This window comes from Actinobacillus porcinus (assembly GCF_901764995.1).
In the GTDB taxonomy this organism is placed as follows: domain Bacteria; phylum Pseudomonadota; class Gammaproteobacteria; order Enterobacterales; family Pasteurellaceae; genus Exercitatus; species Exercitatus porcinus.
The window spans coordinates 77,691-98,613 of sequence record NZ_CABFKI010000004.1 but is presented as its reverse complement, the minus strand read 5'-3'; the positions used below and the strand labels follow the sequence as shown (position 1 = coordinate 98,613).

The following is a 20,923-nucleotide window of genomic DNA, read 5'->3' as shown; positions in this document are numbered from 1 at the left end:
AATTTCACCTATTCATAATATTTATCGATGGCCTTAGTTAGCCCATTTCCAAAGACAATAACGATAAGTAAACTGCCCATGATGGCAACGCCGGGTAAAATCACCGTCCAAGGGGCGAGATAAATTAATTCTAAACTATCGCGAATCATCGCGCCCCACTCAGGGGTTGGACGTTGTGCACCAAGGGAAATAAAACTTAATGCACTAATTTCTAAAATGGCCACGGTAAACGCTCGCGTAATCTCTTTAATATACAATGCCAATATATTGGGCAAAATCGTGTCTTTCAGTAAGGTCAAGTTGGATGCGCCATCTAAGCGTTGAATAAGAACATAATCTTTTTGCCATTCTTTTTGGATTGCCTGATAAATTTCATGGATAAAGTGCGGTAATAATGCCAGCAAAATAGCGAGCATGGCATTGGATAAACTGGGTTCCATGAGCGTTGCAATGACAATGGAAATCAACAGAATGGGAATAGATAAAAAGGCATCAAGGAAATGACCTAAAATCTGTGATTTAATCCCCTTTGACATCCCCGCGACAATGCCGAGAAAACCACCAATAATGGCAGTAAAAATAACAATAATACCGGCGGCGCCCAGCGTGTAAGTGGTACCGTTAATTAAGCGACTAAAGAGATCGCGTCCTATATCATCTGTGCCAAAGAAATAGGCGACTTCCCCTCTATCATTCCAAGAGGGAGGCATTAATTCTTTACCGATAAAAATCATATCGCTAGGATATGGCGCGATAGATGATCCAAAAAGTGCGGTTAATATTAGCAAAATAAGGGCATAAAAGCTGAATAGCGCGATACGATCGCGCCGAAATATATGCCAAACCTCGATAAAGGCATTGCTAGTTCGGAATTCTTGGGGTTCTTTATCGAGCATACCAACCTTTCTTATTTAGTGGATCTAAAAGCAGCATAAAAAGTTCTGCAAGAAAATTAATAATCATAATAAACAAGCCAATAATAATAACACCGGCAGCAATGGCATTATAGTCTTGATGTGTAGCAGCGTCGATCAGCCAACGCCCGATTCCCGGCCACGCAAAAGTGCCTTCAATAAGCATGCATTGAGCCAAAATGAAAGTGATTAAACGGGGAAGCTGTGGAATTAACAAAGGCAGTGTATTACGTAATAAGTAATAGCGTAAAACTTTAAATGCACTCCAGCCTCTTGCAATAGGCAGTTTGACATAATTTTGTGACATCACCCATTCTGCACGCTGTTGGATAATTTTAGTGATTTCCATAATCGGTGTAATCATAAGCACTAACGTAGGCAAAGCAAGATGCTGCAAAATATTTTGAACAACTTTTGTACGATAAGGGACATCTATAAACCATACATCGATCGCGGCGAAACCAGTAATAGGTTTAATATTATACAGCAAATTAACTTGCCCAACAGCGGAAATTTCCCAGCGATAAACTGCCGCAAAATAAAGTAGAATAGGGGCAATCCAGAAAATCGGCAGAGACATACCGAGAGACGACAGGGCATTAATGGCTTTTCCGCAAGGGCGATTGCGGTAAAATGCACCCAAAAAGCCTAATGGAATACCGAAGAGTAGTCCTAATAAGGTTGCCATAAAGCAAAGCTCTAAGGTTGGCGGCAATACGGTTAGAATGACGGATAACAGTTGATCGCCGCCGTTATAAGTAATCCCTAGATCGCCATGCAACAAACTGCGAACATAATCGGCATAACCGGAATAAAAGTGCGGTCCGGAAAACACTTGATTCGCAGGATCGCGCATAAAAATGGCAAAACTAACAATGCTGAGCAACAGTAGACTGACAAGAATCAGCAGAATACGGCGAAATAGCGTAAATAACATTATTTTCGCTCCTGTTTGAAACTGAGTTTTTCAAAATGCACATTACCAAAAGCCGTCATTTCTACGCCTTGCACGTTCGTATCACTAATCAGCACACGTTTTACATTGGCAATAGGTAAAATGGGCAGTTGACTTAAAATTTCTTTTTGCGCCAAATGATAATCAATCGCCCGCAAATTCGGTGCGTTGGTTTCGAGTCCTTTGTCGAGTAATTCATCAAAATGGGGCGAACACCAGTTTGATAAATTGGTAATTTCATGTACCGTACTACAACTTAAAATAGGACGCATAAACGTATCGGGATCTAAACTGCTTGCCAGCCAGCCCGATAAAATCATATCGTAGTCTTCCGTTTTATCGTGCAAATTTTGCAGTAAAAAGTTACGCGAGACGACTCTCACATTTACCTTAACCCCCACTTGCGCTAAGTCAAATTTAATCATTTCCGCCATTTTTATCGGTGATGGGTTATAGATAAGTTCATCTTTCAGCACCCACATATCCAAAGACAACCCTTTGTTTTGTAAGAGACGTTTCGCTTGCTCAGGATTGTAATCGTACTCAAAGTTTGCTTGTTCATGACTTGCCGCCCAAGAGACCGCCGGAATGATATTATTGGCTACTGTTGCGGTATCATAGTAAATATGCTTAATCATACGCTGGCGATTAATGGCTTGCGCAATAGCTCGGCGAATGTCCACATCTTGTATCGTTGGGCGTAAAAAATTAAAGGCTAAAAAAGACAAATTCATCCCTTCAACCACATGGGTTTGAAAGCGTTCGCCCTGTTCTTTGAGCAAACCCAGTTGGCTCGCTTCAGGAAAGGCGGCAAGTTGACATTCATTATTTAAGAATTTAGCCAAACGCCCCGTTTTATCCGTAGAGAGATCGATGACAATATTTTCTAATTTAGCTTTCGTTTTCCAATAATTCGGGTGGCGGACTAAACGGACATATTGGCTACGGAAATAATCCTTAAGCTGATAAGCCCCGGTGCCTACGGGCAAGGTATCAAGTTGTACAAGATTATCATCGGCATTTAATTGTAATGCGTATTCGTGAGAGAAAATAATCGCGTATTGGCTGGCAAGATGAGAAAGAATCGAGGCATCAGGTTTCACCAAAAAGATCTTTACCGTATAAGGCCCGGCACTTTCTACGCGTTCAATTTTTTGGTTAAGCTTAATGCTTTCAAAATAAGGGAAACGTGTTTTTTTGGCTAAACCATAGAAAATTTGGTATTGACGGTTAACGCTTTCGGTAGGCTCAGAACTAAATTCAGGCAATGACGTATTATGCCCCAGCACACGATTTAAGGAAAAAACCACATCATCAGAATTAAAGTCACGCGTAGGAACAAACCAAGGGGTATGATGAAACTTAACGCCTTTGCGTAAATGAATGGTGAGCACTTTGCCGTCTGAACTCAATTCATAAGATTGTGCCAAAGACGGCTCAACTTGCGAGCTGTTCGTTTTTAATTCAAAGAGCTTGTTATAAATCTGTTCTGTGACAACATTCATACTGGTTCCTGCATCCGCTGTTTGTGGATTGAAAGAAAAACCCGTAGCATGCGTGCAATAAACCAAACCATTATTTTTTACTTCATCAGGCACACGCGGTGAAGCAAAAACAGTGGTGCTGGCTAAAATAACAGAAAGTGCGGTTAAAATTTTAAGCATATTTTCAGATTTATATGATAAATTAGTGCCAATTTTAAAGGATTTAGGCATAGATTAAAAATAAAAATGTTCAACCGAATTCAAAAAGAAATGACGCAGGTTTTCGACCGCACTTTCGATCGCAGTTTACGCATTGCGGTGACAGGGTTAAGTCGTAGTGGAAAAACAGCCTTTATTACCAGTTTAATCAATCAGTTATTGAATATTAATCAAACAGATAATCATCACATTCCTTTATTTGAGCCCGCGCGAAATGGACGTATTCTTGCTGTGAAACGCGTTCCGCAACAAGATTTGCGTATCCCACGTTTTGATTATGAAGGCAATCTTGCCGAATTAATGCAACATCCACCGCACTTTCCGCCGTCCACCCATGGTGTCAGTGAAACACGACTGGCTATTCGTTATCAACGCCAACAGGGTTTAATGAGTTGGCTCAATGAACACAGCACGTTATATGTAGATATATTTGATTATCCTGGGGAATGGTTATTGGATTTACCCTTGCTGGAACAAAATTATCAGAAATGGTCATTGCATTTACAAGGCTTACATCAGGGGAAACGCGCTGAATTAGCCCAAAAATGGCTCGAAAAAGCGCAAAAATTGGATTTAAGTGCGGTGGCAAATGAAGATGTTTTAGCGGATCTTGCCAAAGATTACACAGAATATTTGCACCATTGCAAAGCAGAAGGATTACATTTTATTCAACCGGGGCGTTTTGTTTTACCTGCGGAATTAGCCGGCTCGCCTGCCGTGCAATTCTTTCCGTTACTTTGGTTAAATGAAAGTGAATGGCAACATTTACACAAAACCGCCAAATCCAATAGCTACTTTGCGATGCTTAACGAACGCTATCGTTACTACCGCAAGCATATTGTCAAATCCTTTTATGAAAACTATTTTGTTCATTTTGATCGTCAAGTGATTTTGGCGGATTGTTTAACCCCACTGAATCATAGCCGCCAAGCTTTTGAAGATATGCAACAAGCGTTGAATCAATTATTCAGTAATTTCCATTATGGCAAACGAAATTTGCTCAATCGCTTATTTTCATCTCGCATTGATAAATTGATGTTTATTGCCACTAAAGCAGATCATATCACCAGTGATCAATTACCGAACCTGACGAGTCTCATGCGTCAGTTAGTGCAAGAGGGTGGACGCTATGTAGAATTTGAGGGAGTCGAGTTGGATTACAGCGCGATTGCTGCTATTCGAGCGACTCAACAAGTGAATGTGACGCAAAATGGTGAAAACTTTAAAGCCATTCAAGGTGTCCGATCATCAGATTTACAGAAAGTCACGCTATATCCGGGATCCGTTCCTGCCAAATTACCGAAAGCGGAATTTTGGGAAGCTCGAAGATTTGAATTTGATCAATTTGAACCCCAACCGTTGGAACAAGGCGAACCCATTCCCCATTTACGTATGGACGCAGTGATGCAGTTTTTGTTTGGGGATAAGTTGTTATAACAAAACGATGAATACAAAGCCACCTTGCGGTGGCTTTTAACGTCCAAAGTACGGTTACTTATTCTCCTGAACTTTCACCTTCAAATTCATCATCTTCAGGCTCTGCAACACGCTCTAAACTCACCACATGTTCATCTTCCGCAGTACGGATTAAGCGAACACCTTGGGTGTTGCGTCCCACAATGCTGACTTCATTAACGCGCGTACGAACCAGTGTGCCCGCGTCAGTGATCAACATAATTTGGTCGTTGTCTTCCACTTGGGTTGCCGCCACCACTTTACCATTACGCTCACTCACTTTAATTGAGATCACGCCTTTGGTATTACGGGATTTGGTCGGGTATTCAGAAAGTGCGGTGCGTTTTCCATAACCATTTTGAGTTGCGGTTAAAATCGCACCATCATTTTTTGGAATCACCAAAGAGACGACTTTATCAATATTTAAATCGAGAATTTCTTCTGCGCTATCGTCAGAAACTTCTTCAATTTCCACCGCACTTTCATCCTCAGACATCTCATTGGTTAAGGCTAATTTAATACCACGCACACCTGTAGCTAAACGCCCCATTGAACGTACTGCCGTTTCTGCAAAACGGACTACGCGACCTTGCGAAGAGAACAACATAATTTCGTTTGAACCATCGGTAATATCCACGCCGATTAATTCATCTTCATCACGTAAATTTACCGCAATAATCCCGTTTGAACGTGGACGGCTGAATTCTGTTAATGCCGTTTTCTTCACAATACCGCCGGCAGTTGCCATCACGACAAATTTATCTTCATCGTAACTTGCCACCGGTAAAATCGCGGTAATACGTTCATTTTCTTCCAATGGAAGAATGTTCACAATAGGGCGACCGCGCGAGCCACGACTTGCTTCAGGTAATTGATAGACTTTCAGCCAATACAAACGACCACGGCTAGAGAAACAAAGGATAGTATCGTGGGTATTTGCCACTAAAAGACGTTCAATGAAATCATCTTCTTTCATCTTAGTCGCCGATTTACCTTTACCACCACGGCGTTGTGCTTCGTAATCCGTAAGCGGTTGATATTTCACATAACCTTCGTGTGAAAGGGTAACCACCACATCTTCTTGTGCGATTAAGTCTTCTAAATTAATGTCGCTTGATGCCGCGGTGATTTCTGTACGGCGTGCATCATTAAAATTGGTTTTCACTAATTCTAATTCTTCGCGGATGACTTCGCGTAAGCGTTCTGCACTGGTGAGAATATGAAGTAATTCGCCGATTTCGACTAAAATTTCTTTGTATTCATCCACGATTTTTTCGTGTTCTAAACCGGTTAAACGGTGTAAACGTAATTCAAGAATAGCGCGAGCTTGTGCGTCAGAAAGGTAATATTGACCATCACGCACACCACATTCTTCAGGCAAATCATCAGGGCGAGACGCGTCAACCCCTGCCGCTTCAAGCATTGGCGCAACGTTGCCTAAAGCCCAAGAACGTGCTAATAACCCTTCGCGTGCTTCTTCCGCCGTTTTGGATGCGCGAATCAAATCAATCACAGGATCGATATTGGCCAAAGCAATGGCTAAACCTTCCAAAATATGTGCACGTTCGCGCGCTTTACGTAATTCATAAACTGTACGGCGTGTCACCACTTCACGGCGGTGTTTCACAAAGGCTTCAATAATTTGTTTTAGGTTAAATAATTTCGGCTGACCGTGGTCAAGTGCCACCATATTGATCCCGAACGTCACCTGCATTTGCGTCAACGAGTAGAGATGATTTAAAACCACTTCACCCACGGCATCGCGTTTAATATCGATTTCAAGACGGATACCTTCTTTATTCGATAAATCTAAAATACCCGAAATGCCTTCAATTTTTTTCTCACGAATGAGCTCACCGATTTTTTCCACCAATTTCGCTTTATTCACTTGGTAAGGAATTTCGGTCACAATAATTTGTTCGCGTCCTTTGTCATTGGTGACCACTTCCGCTTTCGCGCGCACGTACACCTTTCCGCGTCCAGTACGATAGGCTTCTTCAATCCCACGGCGACCGTTGATTTGTGCCGCAGTCGGGAAGTCAGGGCCCGGAATATATTGCATTAATTCATCAATGCTAATATCTTCGTTGTCGATATAAGCCAAACAACCGTCCATTACTTCACCAAGATTGTGTGGTGGAATGTTGGTTGCCATACCCACGGCAATACCTGATGAACCATTGACTAACAAGGCAGGAATTTTGGTCGGTAACACGTCAGGAATCATTTCCTTGCCATCATAGTTAGGCGAGAAATCTACGGTTTCTTTATCTAAATCCGTCAATAATTCCTGTGTGATTTTTTGCATACGTACTTCGGTATAACGCATTGCCGCTGGGGCATCGCCATCAATGGAACCAAAGTTACCTTGACCATCCACCAGCATATAACGCAACGAGAAGGGTTGCGCCATACGTACAATGGTGTCATATACCGCACTATCACCATGTGGGTGATATTTACCGATAACATCCCCGACCACACGAGCGGATTTTACATAGGCTTTATTATGAGTATTACCACTTTGATCCATAGAGAAAAGTACACGGCGGTGAACAGGTTTCAAACCGTCACGTACATCAGGCAACGCACGCCCAACGATTACTGACATCGCATAGTCGAGATACGAAGATTTCAGTTCATCTTCGATACTAACCGGCGTGATATCTTGACTTAATTCAGACATTGAAATTTTCCTAATTCTGAGATGAAAAAATTGAGCGAATTATAGCACAGAATAGGGCATTTTTGCGAAAAAATAGGGGAAAAAGTGCGGTTGATTTTGGGGATATTTAGAGAAGACAAAGGGCGGAAATCACTTCCGCCCGTAAATGTCAAATTACAAATTAATTGAACATCGCTGAAATAGATTCTTCGTTGCTGATACGGCGAATAGCTTCAGATAACATACCTGAAAGCGTTAATACGCGCACTTTACCTAAGGCTTTGATTTCGTCTGTTAACGGGATGGTATCGGTGACAACGATTTCATCTAATGCCGGGCTGGCAAGGTTTTGCGCCGCTGAGCCAGAGAAAACCGCGTGTGTGGCATAAGCAAAGACACGTTTTGCACCACGTTCTTTCAGTGCTTCTGCCGCTTTGCATAAGGTACCGCCGGTGTCGATCATATCATCAACCAAGATACAATCACGATCTTTCACATCACCAATAATATGCATCACTTGAGACACATTAGCTTTTGGACGGCGTTTGTCGATAATTGCCATATCCGTATCGTTTAATAATTTCGCGACCGCACGTGCACGAACTACACCACCGATATCCGGTGAAACCACCATTGGGTTTTCTAAATCGGTTTTTTTCAAAATATCGTGGATTAATACCGGCGTACCGAATACGTTATCTACAGGTACATCAAAGAAACCTTGAATTTGTTCAGCGTGTAAGTCACAAGTTAACACACGGTCAACCCCTACACTAGATAGGAAGTCAGCAACAACTTTTGCCGTGATTGGCACACGCGCTGAACGCACACGGCGATCTTGGCGAGCATAACCAAAATAAGGAATAACGGCAGTGATACGCCCGGCGGAAGCACGGCGTAATGCATCAACCATAACAATAAGTTCCATTAAGTTATCGTTGGTTGGTGCGCAAGTGGATTGAATAATAAACACATCGCTACCACGTACGTTCTCATTGATTTGTACTTGGATTTCGCCATCGCTAAAACGACCTACGGTAGCGTCACCTAAAGAAATATATAGGCGTTCTGAAATGCGTTTTGCTAACTCTGGCGTTGCATTACCAGCGAAAAGTTTAATGTCAGGCATGGTGGTTTAACCTCAAGGTTTGTTTTTAAAGAAAAGAAATTTTTTCAAGCCATTGATGTAATGGCGAGCGATTACAGCCTTTTGCGATAAAACCTGTTAAATACTCAGGTTTTTTCTCAAATACTCTGCGTGCAGATTGTTCATCATTGAATTCTGCAAAGACACAAGCACCTGTCCCTGTTAATCTTGACGGCGCATATTTTAGCAACCAGCCTAGGGTTTCTTCAACCATAGGATAGCAATTTCTTACAACTTTTTCGCAATCGTTTGCAAAATCATCAGTTAAGAGTTGTTCAACAGTTCTTTTTGGCGTGTGACGGGGTAAATCAGGGTGTGAAAAAACCACCGCTGTAGAAATAGAGGTTTCAGGTTTTAACACCACAAACCATTTTTCTTCAGGTTCACAATCGTGGAAAATTTCACCTACCCCTTCTGCAATGGCTGCTTTTCCATGGACAAAGATCGGCACATCCGCCCCAAGCGTCACCCCTAATTGCGCGAGTTCATCTAAAGACAATTGGGTTTGCCATAAATAATTCAACGCCACAAGTGTTGTCGCCGCATTCGATGAACCACCGCCTACACCGCCCCCCATGGGCAACACTTTATCCAAATGAATATTTGCTCCTAGCGAACAACCTGTTTTTTGTTGCAGCAATTTTGCCGCACGATAAATCAGATTATCTTCAGGTTTTAAATGGGGAATTTCAGGGGTTAAGCAAATTTCAGCGTCATTGCGTAAGCTGATTTCCAGCCAATCGCCATAATCTAAAAATTGAAATAACGTCTGCAGTTCGTGATAACCGTCAGCACGTTTATTATTGATATATAAAAATAAGTTCAGCTTCGCAGGGCTTGGGAAACGCCAAGCATTTCCTGATTTGAAATCATGTTTCTCTGAAAGTGCGGTTAAAAAGTGATGTGTTTTCATTAAAATACCCAATTATCCACACGAATTTTTAAGGTTTGCTCCGCATTTTTTAACAAAATATCTTTAGGCAAAGCAGGGGCTTTTTCTTGGTGATAAACCAAATAATCAGCCGTCCAAATTACACCATCAACAGGATAACTGAAATTGGCTAAATAATGATTTTCACCCACTTGATAATCAGCGCGTTCATCAGGTTGACCTTTCAACCAAGTCGCAAGCTGCTCAAGGGGAACATCCATTCCTACAATTTCACGAATTAATCCTTTTGCATCACGTTCTGACCGTTGATTGCCTTTATTGTCAGAAATCGTCATACCCGCATTGTGCATTTGTAACACGAGACTGCTTGAACTGAGCGTAGAGTAGAGCTTTAAGGTGTAGTTTTGAGCATTTTGATATTGCCATTCAAAACGGCTGGAAAAGCGTTCGGTTGAACTAATATAGCCCAGCTGCCCCGTAGCAGAGTAGTGTTGGATATTTTTAATTTTTGCTAAATGTTGTTGCCAAGTGCGGTCAGATTTTGCAATGGTTTTGACTTCAGTAGGGCGGTTATCATCAATATCTAAAGCACAGCCCGTGATGATCAACGCTGAGAATAAAATAGGAAATAGTTGCTGGAGTTTCATATTCAGTCGCTCTATAAAAAACGCGCGTATTTTACGTTTTTCTGTTTGGTTAGTCAAAGTTGCAGTGGATAATTTAGTAACTGCTTGTTGTGATTGTATATTTCTTTTCCACAATGATTTCAACAAATATCCATATTGTCTTGCCTAATACGATGCCATGGTTTTGGATATTTTTCGCGGAAAGTGCGGTGAGATTTTGCCCTGCAATGGTGCCGCTATTTTGAATATCACCGTTGAGATTGCCGACAATCTCGCGTGCCGAAATTAACGCCCCTTGTGGGGTAACATCTAGGTTGCGCGCTACAAGACACACTTGCGGTGTTAAGACCGTTAGCCTAGATCAAAATAGCATTTACTAATCATTGGCTTTGCTATACGAAGATACTGTGAATATTCTTCATACTCTATAGAGAATAGTTTATCATTCCAAAATAGATTATCTAAATAATTAAATCTGTGATTGAATGATCCATAAATTTTTTTATGACAAAATGTTTGCTCATTACTCGTGATTATTTCACCTTGTTTTACCCAATAATTTGTAGATAAAGGAGCTCCATTAGCCAAATAGCATCCAACTAATAATAGTGGAAATAATAAAATGCACTTTTTCATTACTTATCTCCATCATTAAAGTTAACAACTTTTGTTTCAGGTCCAATTTTTCCCCAAGTTTTCTTTTGATACTCTTTTATCTCGTCTGCAAGGTTTTGCTCATTGTTAGTGAGAAATCTAATTACCGAACTATCTCGATAATAAGCCCTAGTATGATCCCCCATAATCATCCCCCACAACGGTATTCCGACATCATTACTTCCTGTTGTGTCTGTATTTCCAATACCAAAACTCAATGACCCAATTTGCCATGGCAAACCAACACCTGTGGCAACACCATCTCTTGGTGCTACTGAATATTCTATGCTACCTGATTTGAATAAACTTGCTGCTTTTTCCGTATAACCTTGATCCAATAATCCAAACGTTAATGAGCCTAAAATCGTGCCATTTGTAATGGGATAAGACGTACCTGCGACATAACTTTTCAAGATGGTATTATCTAAATCCATTCCTTGCGATTTCGCCCAGTTCATGGCATTTTTGGTGCTGGCAGCTCCTAAACTATGCGCAACATGATCTAATGACACGTGAGTTTCGGCATTTTGAGCATTGTAGCTATTTAACTTATCCCAAATAGCTACTTGATCTCTGCTTGCGTTTGATGCGCCAAAGATTGCGGGTAAATCAATACCTGCACGCAGACGTTCAAAAAGGGTATAGGTCATTTCTTCCGCCAACCCAGCATAAGGTTTACGAACCACAATGCTTGCATTATTTAAAATATCTTTGCCTGAATATTGAATGGCGCTATTAATTCTATCCATATTATTTTATTCAATTTTTTTCAATTACGATACTTCATATTCTCCATGCAAATTCTCGTATTATCTCCATCTTGAGCTAAACACCAATATAATGGAGGTCTAAATCTATACCCCAATTCATAATAGCAATAACTTATATATGGTGATGCCTTAGTAATATATGCAATATATTCATTATATTCTTTGCGATAGTTTTCTCTCATAGAAATCCATCCGTTTATTTCCATCATTTTTGATAAATATTTGAATCTTTCGCCTAATGTCAAATAGACCTTATTTTCACAAAATTTCATATCATTATAGGTAATGACTTTATCGTTTTTTAACCAATAATGATAGGATGATGGTGAGCCATTTGCCAAATAACATCCACTTAACAATAAAGATAAAAATAATATTCTTTTCATTATTTTTCCCCTTTTATATTTGCGGAGTTCTCATTACTAAATGAGATTATTTTAGTTTTTACTTTTTCTCCTTGCCAAATTTTCTTTTGATAATTTAGGATACTATTTACATCCTCATTTTTATTCAAGAATCTAATCACATCTTCATCACGATAATAAGCCCTAGTATGATCCCCCATAATCATCCCCCACAACGGTATTCCGACATCATTACTTCCTGTTGTGTCTGTATTTCCAATACCAAAACTCAATGACCCAATTTGCCATGGCAAACCAACACCTGTGGCAACACCATCTCTTGGTGCTACTGAATATTCTATGCTACCTGATTTGAATAAACTTGCTGCTTTTTCCGTATAACCTTGATCCAATAATCCAAACGTTAATGAGCCTAAAATCGTGCCATTTGTAATGGGATAAGACGTACCTGCGACATAACTTTTCAAGATAGTATTATCTAAATCCATTCCTTGCGATTTCGCCCAGTTCATGGCATTTTTAGTGCTGGCTGCTCCTAAACTATGCGCAACGTGATCTAATGACACGTGAGTTTCGGCATTTTGAGCATTGTAGCTATTTAACTTATCCCAAATAGCTACTTGATCTCTGCTTGCGTTTGATGCGCCAAAGATTGCGGGTAAATCAATACCTGCACGCAGACGTTCAAAAAGGGTATAGGTCATTTCTTCCGCCAACCCAGCATAAGGTTTACGAACTACAATGCTTGCATTATTTAAAATATCTTTGCCTGAATATTGAATGGCGCCAGTAATCCTATCCATATCATTTTGGTTTAAAATACCATGTGCATACATATGTGATAAGACTTCGGCCTCTTCCGGTTTTAAATCTCGATTTTTGAGCTCTTCAAGATTCAATTCAAAGGCTCTAACACAATTTTGTGCAGAATTCTGACAGTTTTCTAATTTATATTTGACTAAAATATTTTTCTCATTTTTTTCTACATTGTAATGGAGTTTATCTCCAATTTGATTAAGGTTTTCCATAAACTCTTTTGCTGTTGCTAAATCTGATTCAAACTCCGATTTAATTTGCTCAACATTGACTTTTGACACTGTTTTGTTGATATTTCCTTTATTTAACTCGGTAATTTTTGCTTGGTTTTCAATGGCATCACCTTGAGAAATTTTGATATTTTTTGTATCAATATGGCTTGTTGTAATACCTGTTTCACTACCATCACGGTTTACAGAGCCCAATACTGCTGTTGATAAGGCTTTTGCAATCCCCCAATTTCCTTGAGTAAATATGCCTGCAAGCCCATTAAGTTTTACGCCTGTATCGGATGTTTTATTACTATCAGATTTATCCAAATCATTTTGTGATAACTCCGTCCCTCCCATTCCTTTGATAACATCTATAATGGTTTTATCTTTCGGCGTTTCTGTTACCTTATCTCTGTTATTCTCATTATTCATTGTTTCTTGTTTGGCAGAATTATTTCCTAACGGAATATGGAAATCACCATCAATAGAAACCCCACCATTTAATGAATAACCCTCAGCATCATAACTTGATGAATTTTTCAATTCCGTATAATCAATATTTTCGGTTGAAAATAGGTTTTTATTTCTATTTTCAGCTGTATCTGATGACTGAACAACACCACCTACTAAATTGGTATGATGAGTAACATTAACTTGATAACCATCATCACCAGCATAAATACCAGACTGCTCAACAACACTCTTATAGTGGGCATTCATTTTTGATGAGCTATAGCTCGCAGATACAGATGCGCCAGCTCCTACGGTCACAGAACCAGACATATTTTTCTGTTTGCTTTCATAGTCGAGCGTTTCTTGGATACTTTCTATATCAAGATTATTTGCTGTAATTTTGATACCTTTCCCTGCGGTCTGAGCTCCTTTTAAGGTAACATTATTACCTGAATCAATATTAGTTTGACTATTTTGGCTTCCTACGTGGGAATAGGTATAAGTGGTTTCATCGCCATTACCATAGCCTTTGCCATAATTTCCACCTGCAGTAAAACCAATCCCTTCAGTTCCAATCGTCACACCAGCGCTAAATCCACTGGATTTATTATTACTACGCTCTTGGTGATATTGTTTCGCTGCTTCAATATTAATATCGCCATCAGCATTAAGATTTGTGCCTAAATTCCCAGCGATATTCGAACCCACAACATGAATGACCGAATTCTCTCCATCACCATGTGCCAAGATATTTACGTTACCTCCGGCATTGATTTCGCTACTTATTGCCTTTGAACCTTCAGAATGGCTTGTTGAAACGCTTTTTTGTTGACCATATGTAAGAGAAACACCTATACCTGATTTTGCTATTTCACCTTGGGATAGTTTTCCTAAAGCATCCCAAGCGGCTTGCCCTGCTTCTATTGCTCTAAATGAATTCCAAAATGCATTTGCACCTGCTAGAGCATTAATACGATTATTTTTACTTTCTCCTATTTGATGCAGTGAATTCATTGCGCTTTCAGTAGCATTTATTGCAGAGAGTACTGGTGAGGTTAGCGATACAGTCAACCCTTTTTGCTCGTAAGTATATTTATAATTACTCTCATAATCCGAACGCACTGCGGTGATATTGGCGGATTTAGCGAGAATATCGACATCGCCATTGACAGCGGTGACAACGCTGCCGGTTTGTTGGTAATGATTATCCGCGTGAAGAATCGTATCGCCTTTTAAACTGCCCACTTGGCTACTTACTGCACTTTCTTGCGTGCGGTCTTGTTCTACTTTTTCTTTTTTCTCTCCAATGCTAAATCCAAATCCACCACTGCCCATTAAGCCTGATTTGCCGGTTTTTTCAAAATCTTCTTCAAAAATGCGATTTTCTGCCGCTTGAATATTGATATTTTTGGCCTTAGCAACAAGATGATTTTCCGCTACCACATTCGAACCCTGAATGCTCACATTGCCGTTATTGGCTTGCAATACGACATTATTACCATCAATGGCAGAGCCTTGTGCGGTATCATAATGGTGGTCATGTTTGCTCACGGTGGTGATAGTTTGCAAGGTGCCGTGGTGGGTGCTTTTTGCGCCGAAAGACAGTTGTTCTTGGTGTCGTCCTGCTTGGATTTGTACGTCTCCATGCGTTGATCCAATGACAACTGTGCCCTTATCGCTGTGTACGCTGACTTGACGAAGTGCGGTGCGATTTTCGCTTAAAATGTTCACGTCATTTTTTGCCGTCAATTGACTGCCCACTTCTTGGGTTTGGTCTAAGCGATAATAGTTATCCGCATCTCCGTTATAATGTTGTTTATTGTGAGTTGTGACCGTGCCAAGTTCAACCTGATTGCCTTGAATATGAATAATATCGGCACTGAGATTGGAGGCTTTTACGGTAACATCTTTCGGACTGTAAACCGTTAATTTGCCACCCGCATGAATATCCGCTTGGCGGTCGATAGAAGTATGTGCAAAGGTGTTACCTGCATTATCCGTATTCGCACTGCGGCTTGTTTGGCTGGCGATGTCTACACCTTGACCACCAATCAATGTGGCAGAGTCCAAGGCTTGAATTTTACCGCCGAGATTGATTAGGCGTTGTTCTGCGTTCAAATTGACCGTATTGCCTAATACAATGCCATGGTTTTGGATATTTTTCGCTGAAAGTGCGGTGAGATTTTGCCCTGCAATGGTGCCGCTATTTTGAATATCACCATTGATATTACCAACAATTTCACGTGCTGAAATTAACGCCCCTTGTGGGGTAACATCTAGGTTACGCGCTACAAGATACACTTGCGGTGTTAAGACCGTTAAGGTTTTACCACTCGGCAAGGTGACTTCTTTGTTCACAAACCACACCATATCTGAAGTGAGTTCCGCCATTTGTTGTGCGGTTAACCCCACGCCAAGGCTAAGGTTAAATTTGTTGGCGTAATAAATACCGCTATCCATCAAGGCTTTGTATTGTTCAAAGTCCGAGCTGTAGTTATCTAAAAAGCGGCGTCCTGTGAGTTGGTTGATTTGTTCATTGACTAAGCGTTGTTCATAAAAACCGTCACCCAAGCGTTTTTGGACATAGTTATGGTCGTGGCGCAGGGCATTAAACATATAGTCTGAACTTAACCATTGTTTGCGGTCGGTAAATGTGGGATCGGTTTCCACTAAATAACCGTTTGGTGCCTCGGGGTTAATTTTATACAGGCTGGCTTGCGGTAGCCTTATATCGGTTAAATGGGTTTTGAGCACCGGCTGCATATTCTGCTCTAAATTGGCCGGATGAAGCGCCGAAACTTGTCCGGAAATAACCGCACTTGGCGTAGAAATAGTCATATTTCCTTGTTCGCTAGTTGTCGGCTTTGATGTCACCGTTTTTAATGCAATAGCATTGACGGCTGATTGACTGGCAATTTGAGTATTTGTGCCAGTAATTTCATTGCCGATTTCATTTAATACTTTATCAAAGGTGAAATATTGTGTCGGATGGACGTCATTGATCTCGCCCGATCCCGTGCCATAAACCGCCCAACGTTTTTTACCTCTCACCCCATAACGGCGATGTTCTTTTCCAAAACCAGCCCATATGCCGGTATCTTTAATATCGATTGTGCCAAGGATATCAATATTTTTTAAGGTGATGCCGCCGGCAGTGAGATTGTTGTTATTTTCATTGCGTGTAAACGTGTTGTTGCCCAATAAGAGAGTTTTACCGACAGAAAGGTTTGATGCATTATTTTCTAAATCTGCACCTGAAAGTGACAAATGACCGCCAATCAAAATATTGGCAGGATCACGATATTCAATGGTGCTTGTCACGGTGTGGCGATTATAATCCCAACTCATCCAATAACGAGAGGCAATTTGGGTACCATTGTTCAAAATAAAGTAGGAGTTAGAATCGTGTTTATCATTATTTTTGAGTTCCAAACGACCTTCACTGCCATCTTTATTGAGTAAAGCATAACGTTTAGAACTCTTTGCCGGTGCATATTCAATAATATGCTCATCGGTGTGATATTCCCCGAGTTTTAAATAAAGATCGTGATTTAATAACCGTTGGGTTTTAATATCCCCATTCCCCAAAGCTTCAAGGGTTGCACTGCCGTTATCGATGAATTTTGCATAGCCTTTCGCTTGGTTATTTTCGTCTAACTGTCCACCAATAGCCATATCGCCAAGGCTGAAAATAAGGCTATGATCTCGATTGACTAAGGTGCCTACACCTAAATCTAAACGATCTCGTGCGGCAATGGTGGCGGATTTTTCATCTTGATTGAGATTGTTAAGACTGTCTGCTTGGATGGCTAAATGATCACCGTAAATCCGACCGGTGCCTAAATTATCTAATGTACGCGTTTTGATGATATTTTCCTGACCATCTAACAATCCATAGTTGGTAAGCGTTGCGGTATTGAGCAAGGTACGGTTTGACGAAATCTCTGCATGGGCAGGATTGAGAATATGATTCGCTGTAAAAGCGGCTTGGTTGCCAACGACTTGCTTGACGTTGTTGGTGAAATCCCCTTGGGTGCTAAATGTCAGATTATTCCCCACGTCAAAGGCTTGGTTTAAGGTAAAACTGTCTTTTAAATCAATGGATAAATTGCCTGCGGTTTTTATTGTGCCTTCTGTCTCTAAGCCTTTCGCCGTTAAATCAATCGCATTTTGACCTTGAATCAACCCATTTTGGTTATTTACCATCAGATTACCATTGTTTTTGATGGAAATGGCGTTTGCTGATAACAGTTCGCCCTGTTGGTTATTAATACGTTGGCTCGCGGTAATGGCGGCGGTGTCTGCACTATAAATTCCGCCATTTTGATTATTTAAAATCGTACTTTGGATCGCGAGCTTTCTGCCTTGAATCCCTTGAGTGAGATTTTTCCCGGTGGCTTTTGTTTCTTGGTTATCAAGCTGTTGTGTTGAAATAGAAAGGTTGTCACCGTAGATTAAGGAACCTAAGTGAGATACCGCATGGTTATTAATCTGTTGGCTGGTAATGTTACCAATATGTGCCGTTATATAACCTGTTTGGTTATCTAATTTATGGGTTGACAGTGTTAGATGCCCATTAGATTGGATGTTTCCTTGTTGGTTATTGGTATCCACTTGTGCAGAAATATCAAGTTCATTTTTACCATACAAGTTACCTTGTTGATTTAGTAATGTCGTTACACCGTTTAATGCAACTTTACCTAACCCAACAATGCCTTGTTGCTTAGCTTGGGTATAGCGGTTATCTAAGGTGTGTTGGTTTGTATTAAGCGCAAGGTTGTTATCTGCACGGATCAAACCATATTGATTATTTATATCCCCAGTATTTATTTCTGCTCGATGAGTTGCAAAAATCGTCCCATTTTGATTGTTAAGTGTGCGTTTGTCTGTATCAATAATAAGGTTATTTAATGACGTAATATTTCCTTGTTGATTTTCTATACCTAACGTTTGCAACGATAATGTATTTTTAGCTGAAATATCGCCTTGCCGGTTATTCAATATCGTTGAGTTAGTCAGTGCCAAATTACCATTCACAGAGGCTATCGTGCCTGCTTGGTTATCAAGATGTGTTGTATGAATTTTTCCATCTTGCCCGATAAGTATTTCACCTGACAGGTTTTTTAACTGTTCAGCTTGGATATTGGCATTGCTACCCGATACGATACGCCCCTGCTGATTCATAAGATCATTTGATTGAACCGTCAGATTACCTAACGCCACAATACCTTTATCTTGCGCTTCGGTTAAGGTTTGTTGGTTAGATAGTTTTTGCCCTTGTGTATTAATGTTGACGTTTTGATGGGACTGAATGAGTCCCGCATCGTTAATTAATTCTCCCGAAGTCAGACGTAAATCTTGTTTTGAAGCGAGTATACCTTGGCTAGAATCGACTTTTCCGTTGCTTGTATTAATTGTCAGTTGACCTTCAGCCAAAAAACGCCCTTGTTGGTTGTTGAGCCCCGTAGCGTTTACCATTAAATCCCCTTGGGTTTTGAAAGTACCGCCCTGATTTTGCAATGTATCAAGCACATCAAGTGTTAACGTATCCTTACCCGTCTGCTCCCAAACTGCATTTTGCGTGTGAAGTGCGGTTTGTTTTGTCGTGATTTTTTCTGCTTTGACAGTGCTATTTTGCGTTTGCAGTGTTTTCGGGGTGGTGAGGGTTAAATCACGGTGGGCAATAATCGTGGCGTTGTTTGCTTGGATGTCGCCTTGTGTCGCAGAAATGTCGATAAAATTCGCCGCACTTTGGCTTTGGTTTAGATTGATGTCGGTCGCATTGACCTGAATTTTTCCCGAAGCCAAATTTTTGCCTTGCAGGGTAGTTTTGCCTGTGGTGGTGACGGTGAGATTTTTGCCTTGTGTTGACGTTGTTTCAAGGGTTCGTGTTTCGCCATTGGGTGTGTCTTTAGTCTCAACGCCAGCTGCAATCAAGGATGATGTTGATGTGGTAACAGTAGGGGCTTTGTAATGAATATTGCCCTTGGCGATGGTTTCACCTTGCTGGTGAATTTTTTGATTTGCCGTTTGATGAATATTGCCGTTACGTGCTACAACAGAGCCATTTTGCTGAATGTCAGCCGGTGTATTAAGTATAATGTCACTTTGGCGGTTTTCGATTTTTCCTGTGTTTTCAATGCCTTGTTTACCGGTGAGTTGAATATTTTGGTTGGCATTGACCGTGCCTTTATTGACGATGCGCCCTTGGCTGTCGATATGCACTTCGCCTGCACTCGCCCCAATATGCCCCGCATTGCGCACCCCTAATCCCTGTTCGGTGCCGATAAGGTAAATTTTGCCCGCATACATACCGCCTAATTCGCTCACGTCCACGGCGTACTTTTCGGGCTGTGGGGTTGAATTTGTAGCGGGTTTGGTGTGAATAATTTTGAGATGGTCATCGTCATTGGGTGTTGCGGCAGTTTCACTGCGTTGAACACGGTTTTCGCCTGTGATGACGGTCAGTTTTTTGTTTGACCAAATGCCGGCGTTGATTTCCGCTTCGCGTGCAAGGATTTCGGTATAATCCACGCGACTGTTGTCCAACCCTTTGCCTGACACCTTCACCTTGCCTTTTTCCACATCAAAACCGGTGACTTGACCTGCTTGGGTTTGCGGTTTGCCTGTGGTTAAGGTGGTGCGCCCTGAGTTAATCACGCCGCAGCCGTCACAATGAATGCCGCTGGGGTTGGCAATAATCACATCTGCTTTTTTGCCCGCCACTTCCACATAACCGCGTAATTGGCTTGGGTTGGCAGAATTCACTTCGTTTAAAATTACACGGGCTTCACCGCGCGCCAAATAAGGATTGCCCGTCACCAAACCGCCTTGCTGCGTTTGCACGGTGGTGCGACTGTTATTTAAAATCGCACCTTTTTCCGCTACATCAAATTGGGCATATTTATTGTGAGACAGCCCTTTGCTGTTTGGGGTTTGGATATTCACTTGCGGAATGCCGTTAGCCGTAGAAAGAACAATCGGCTGCTGATTGACCGGCGCGGTTTTATCAGCACGGATTTCAAGGTTTGCCAATGCGACTTGAGGCACCACCAATGACACAAAACCCAACGCACAAAACAAGCTAAAACTTAAGGAAGACAACGATAAAACTGAACAAAAACGCACCGCACTTTTTACTGCATCCCCATCCCCAACGGGTGATGATTTATCCGCGGTTTTGGCTAATTCCGAGGTCACCACCAAACGTGACAAAGTACGGTTGAAAATGACACGGAATTTGGTTTTGTTCATAGAGAGCTCCTTATTTAGTTTATTTTTAAGTGAAAATGATGT

12 protein-coding genes are annotated in these 20,923 nt (G+C 41.1%); 1 reads left to right on the top strand and 11 read right to left on the bottom strand.

The annotated features are described in order from the left end of the window. Positions 1-8: 8 nt before the first annotated feature. The 3 genes from E7T07_RS04120 to E7T07_RS04110 are packed head-to-tail and all read right to left on the bottom strand — an operon-like array spanning position 9 to position 3,533. A complete protein-coding gene (locus E7T07_RS04120) occupies positions 9-896 on the bottom strand; it encodes an ABC transporter permease subunit (protein WP_135709656.1) in 888 nt (295 codons plus the stop codon). Continuing rightward, positions 886-1,851, bottom strand: a complete 966-nt coding sequence (locus E7T07_RS04115) for an ABC transporter permease (RefSeq protein ID WP_135709655.1) — start codon at positions 1,849-1,851, stop codon at positions 886-888. The genes E7T07_RS04120 and E7T07_RS04115 overlap by 11 nt, the downstream gene beginning before the upstream one ends. Beyond that, the gene (locus tag E7T07_RS04110) at positions 1,851-3,533 is read right to left on the bottom strand and encodes an ABC transporter substrate-binding protein (RefSeq protein WP_135709654.1); all 1,683 of its coding nucleotides are present in this window, start codon (positions 3,531-3,533) and stop codon (positions 1,851-1,853) included. The genes E7T07_RS04115 and E7T07_RS04110 overlap by 1 nt, the downstream gene beginning before the upstream one ends. A 66-nt stretch (positions 3,534-3,599) precedes the next feature. Between E7T07_RS04110 and E7T07_RS04105 the strand changes: the two genes are divergently transcribed. Beyond that, the gene (locus E7T07_RS04105; protein ID WP_135709653.1) at positions 3,600-5,009 is read left to right on the top strand and encodes a YcjX family GTP-binding protein; all 1,410 of its coding nucleotides are present in this window, start codon (positions 3,600-3,602) and stop codon (positions 5,007-5,009) included. A 58-nt stretch (positions 5,010-5,067) separates the two neighbouring features. On the opposite strand, the gene gyrA is transcribed toward E7T07_RS04105, so the two are convergent. The 8 genes from gyrA to E7T07_RS04065 all read right to left on the bottom strand — a co-directional run bounded on the left by gyrA (position 5,068) and on the right by E7T07_RS04065 (position 20,881). Next, positions 5,068-7,713 carry a DNA topoisomerase (ATP-hydrolyzing) subunit A gene (gene gyrA / locus E7T07_RS04100; RefSeq protein WP_135709652.1) on the bottom strand — a complete coding sequence of 882 codons (2,646 nt, stop codon included), beginning with the start codon at positions 7,711-7,713 and terminating at the stop codon, positions 5,068-5,070. A gap of 160 nt (positions 7,714-7,873) precedes the next feature. Beyond that, a complete protein-coding gene (locus E7T07_RS04095) occupies positions 7,874-8,821 on the bottom strand; it encodes a ribose-phosphate pyrophosphokinase (protein WP_135709651.1) in 948 nt (315 codons plus the stop codon). Positions 8,822-8,846: 25 nt separating this feature from the next. Further along, positions 8,847-9,752, bottom strand: a complete 906-nt coding sequence (ispE, locus tag E7T07_RS04090) for a 4-(cytidine 5'-diphospho)-2-C-methyl-D-erythritol kinase (protein ID WP_135709650.1) — start codon at positions 9,750-9,752, stop codon at positions 8,847-8,849. Next, positions 9,752-10,378, bottom strand: a complete 627-nt coding sequence (lolB, locus tag E7T07_RS04085; RefSeq protein WP_135709649.1) for a lipoprotein insertase outer membrane protein LolB — start codon at positions 10,376-10,378, stop codon at positions 9,752-9,754. The genes ispE and lolB overlap by 1 nt, the downstream gene beginning before the upstream one ends. Before the next feature lie 73 nt (positions 10,379-10,451). Then, a complete protein-coding gene (locus tag E7T07_RS04080; RefSeq protein ID WP_135709648.1) occupies positions 10,452-10,691 on the bottom strand; it encodes a hypothetical protein in 240 nt (79 codons plus the stop codon). Between the two features lie 301 nt (positions 10,692-10,992). Continuing rightward, positions 10,993-11,760, bottom strand: coding sequence for a hypothetical protein (locus tag E7T07_RS04075; protein ID WP_135709647.1), 768 nt, complete (start codon positions 11,758-11,760; stop codon positions 10,993-10,995). Positions 11,761-11,780: 20 nt separating this feature from the next. Then, on the bottom strand, positions 11,781-12,167 hold the full coding sequence (locus E7T07_RS04070) for a hypothetical protein (RefSeq protein WP_135709646.1): 387 nt from the start codon (positions 12,165-12,167) through the stop codon (positions 11,781-11,783). Then, entirely contained in the window at positions 12,167-20,881 is an 8,715-nt protein-coding gene (locus E7T07_RS04065; RefSeq protein WP_135709645.1) for a two-partner secretion domain-containing protein, read from the bottom strand. Before E7T07_RS04065 ends, E7T07_RS04070 begins: the two co-directional genes overlap by 1 nt. Positions 20,882-20,923 lie beyond the last annotated feature (42 nt).

What these genes read in the sequence shown, in the direction of transcription:
- lolB (WP_135709649.1), bottom strand. Translation starts at nt 10,378, where the DNA reads ATGAAACTCCAGCAACTATTTCCTATTTTATTCTCAGCGTTGATCATC.
- E7T07_RS04115 (WP_135709655.1), bottom strand. Translation starts at nt 1,851, where the DNA reads ATGTTATTTACGCTATTTCGCCGTATTCTGCTGATTCTTGTCAGTCTA.
- E7T07_RS04095 (WP_135709651.1), bottom strand. Translation starts at nt 8,821, where the DNA reads ATGCCTGACATTAAACTTTTCGCTGGTAATGCAACGCCAGAGTTAGCA.
- E7T07_RS04065 (WP_135709645.1), bottom strand. Translation starts at nt 20,881, where the DNA reads ATGAACAAAACCAAATTCCGTGTCATTTTCAACCGTACTTTGTCACGT.
- E7T07_RS04110 (WP_135709654.1), bottom strand. Translation starts at nt 3,533, where the DNA reads ATGCTTAAAATTTTAACCGCACTTTCTGTTATTTTAGCCAGCACCACT.
- ispE (WP_135709650.1), bottom strand. Translation starts at nt 9,752, where the DNA reads ATGAAAACACATCACTTTTTAACCGCACTTTCAGAGAAACATGATTTC.
- E7T07_RS04070 (WP_135709646.1), bottom strand. Translation starts at nt 12,167, where the DNA reads ATGAAAAGAATATTATTTTTATCTTTATTGTTAAGTGGATGTTATTTG.
- E7T07_RS04120 (WP_135709656.1), bottom strand. Translation starts at nt 896, where the DNA reads ATGCTCGATAAAGAACCCCAAGAATTCCGAACTAGCAATGCCTTTATC.
- gyrA (WP_135709652.1), bottom strand. Translation starts at nt 7,713, where the DNA reads ATGTCTGAATTAAGTCAAGATATCACGCCGGTTAGTATCGAAGATGAA.
- E7T07_RS04075 (WP_135709647.1), bottom strand. Translation starts at nt 11,760, where the DNA reads ATGGATAGAATTAATAGCGCCATTCAATATTCAGGCAAAGATATTTTA.
- E7T07_RS04105 (WP_135709653.1), top strand. Translation starts at nt 3,600, where the DNA reads ATGTTCAACCGAATTCAAAAAGAAATGACGCAGGTTTTCGACCGCACT.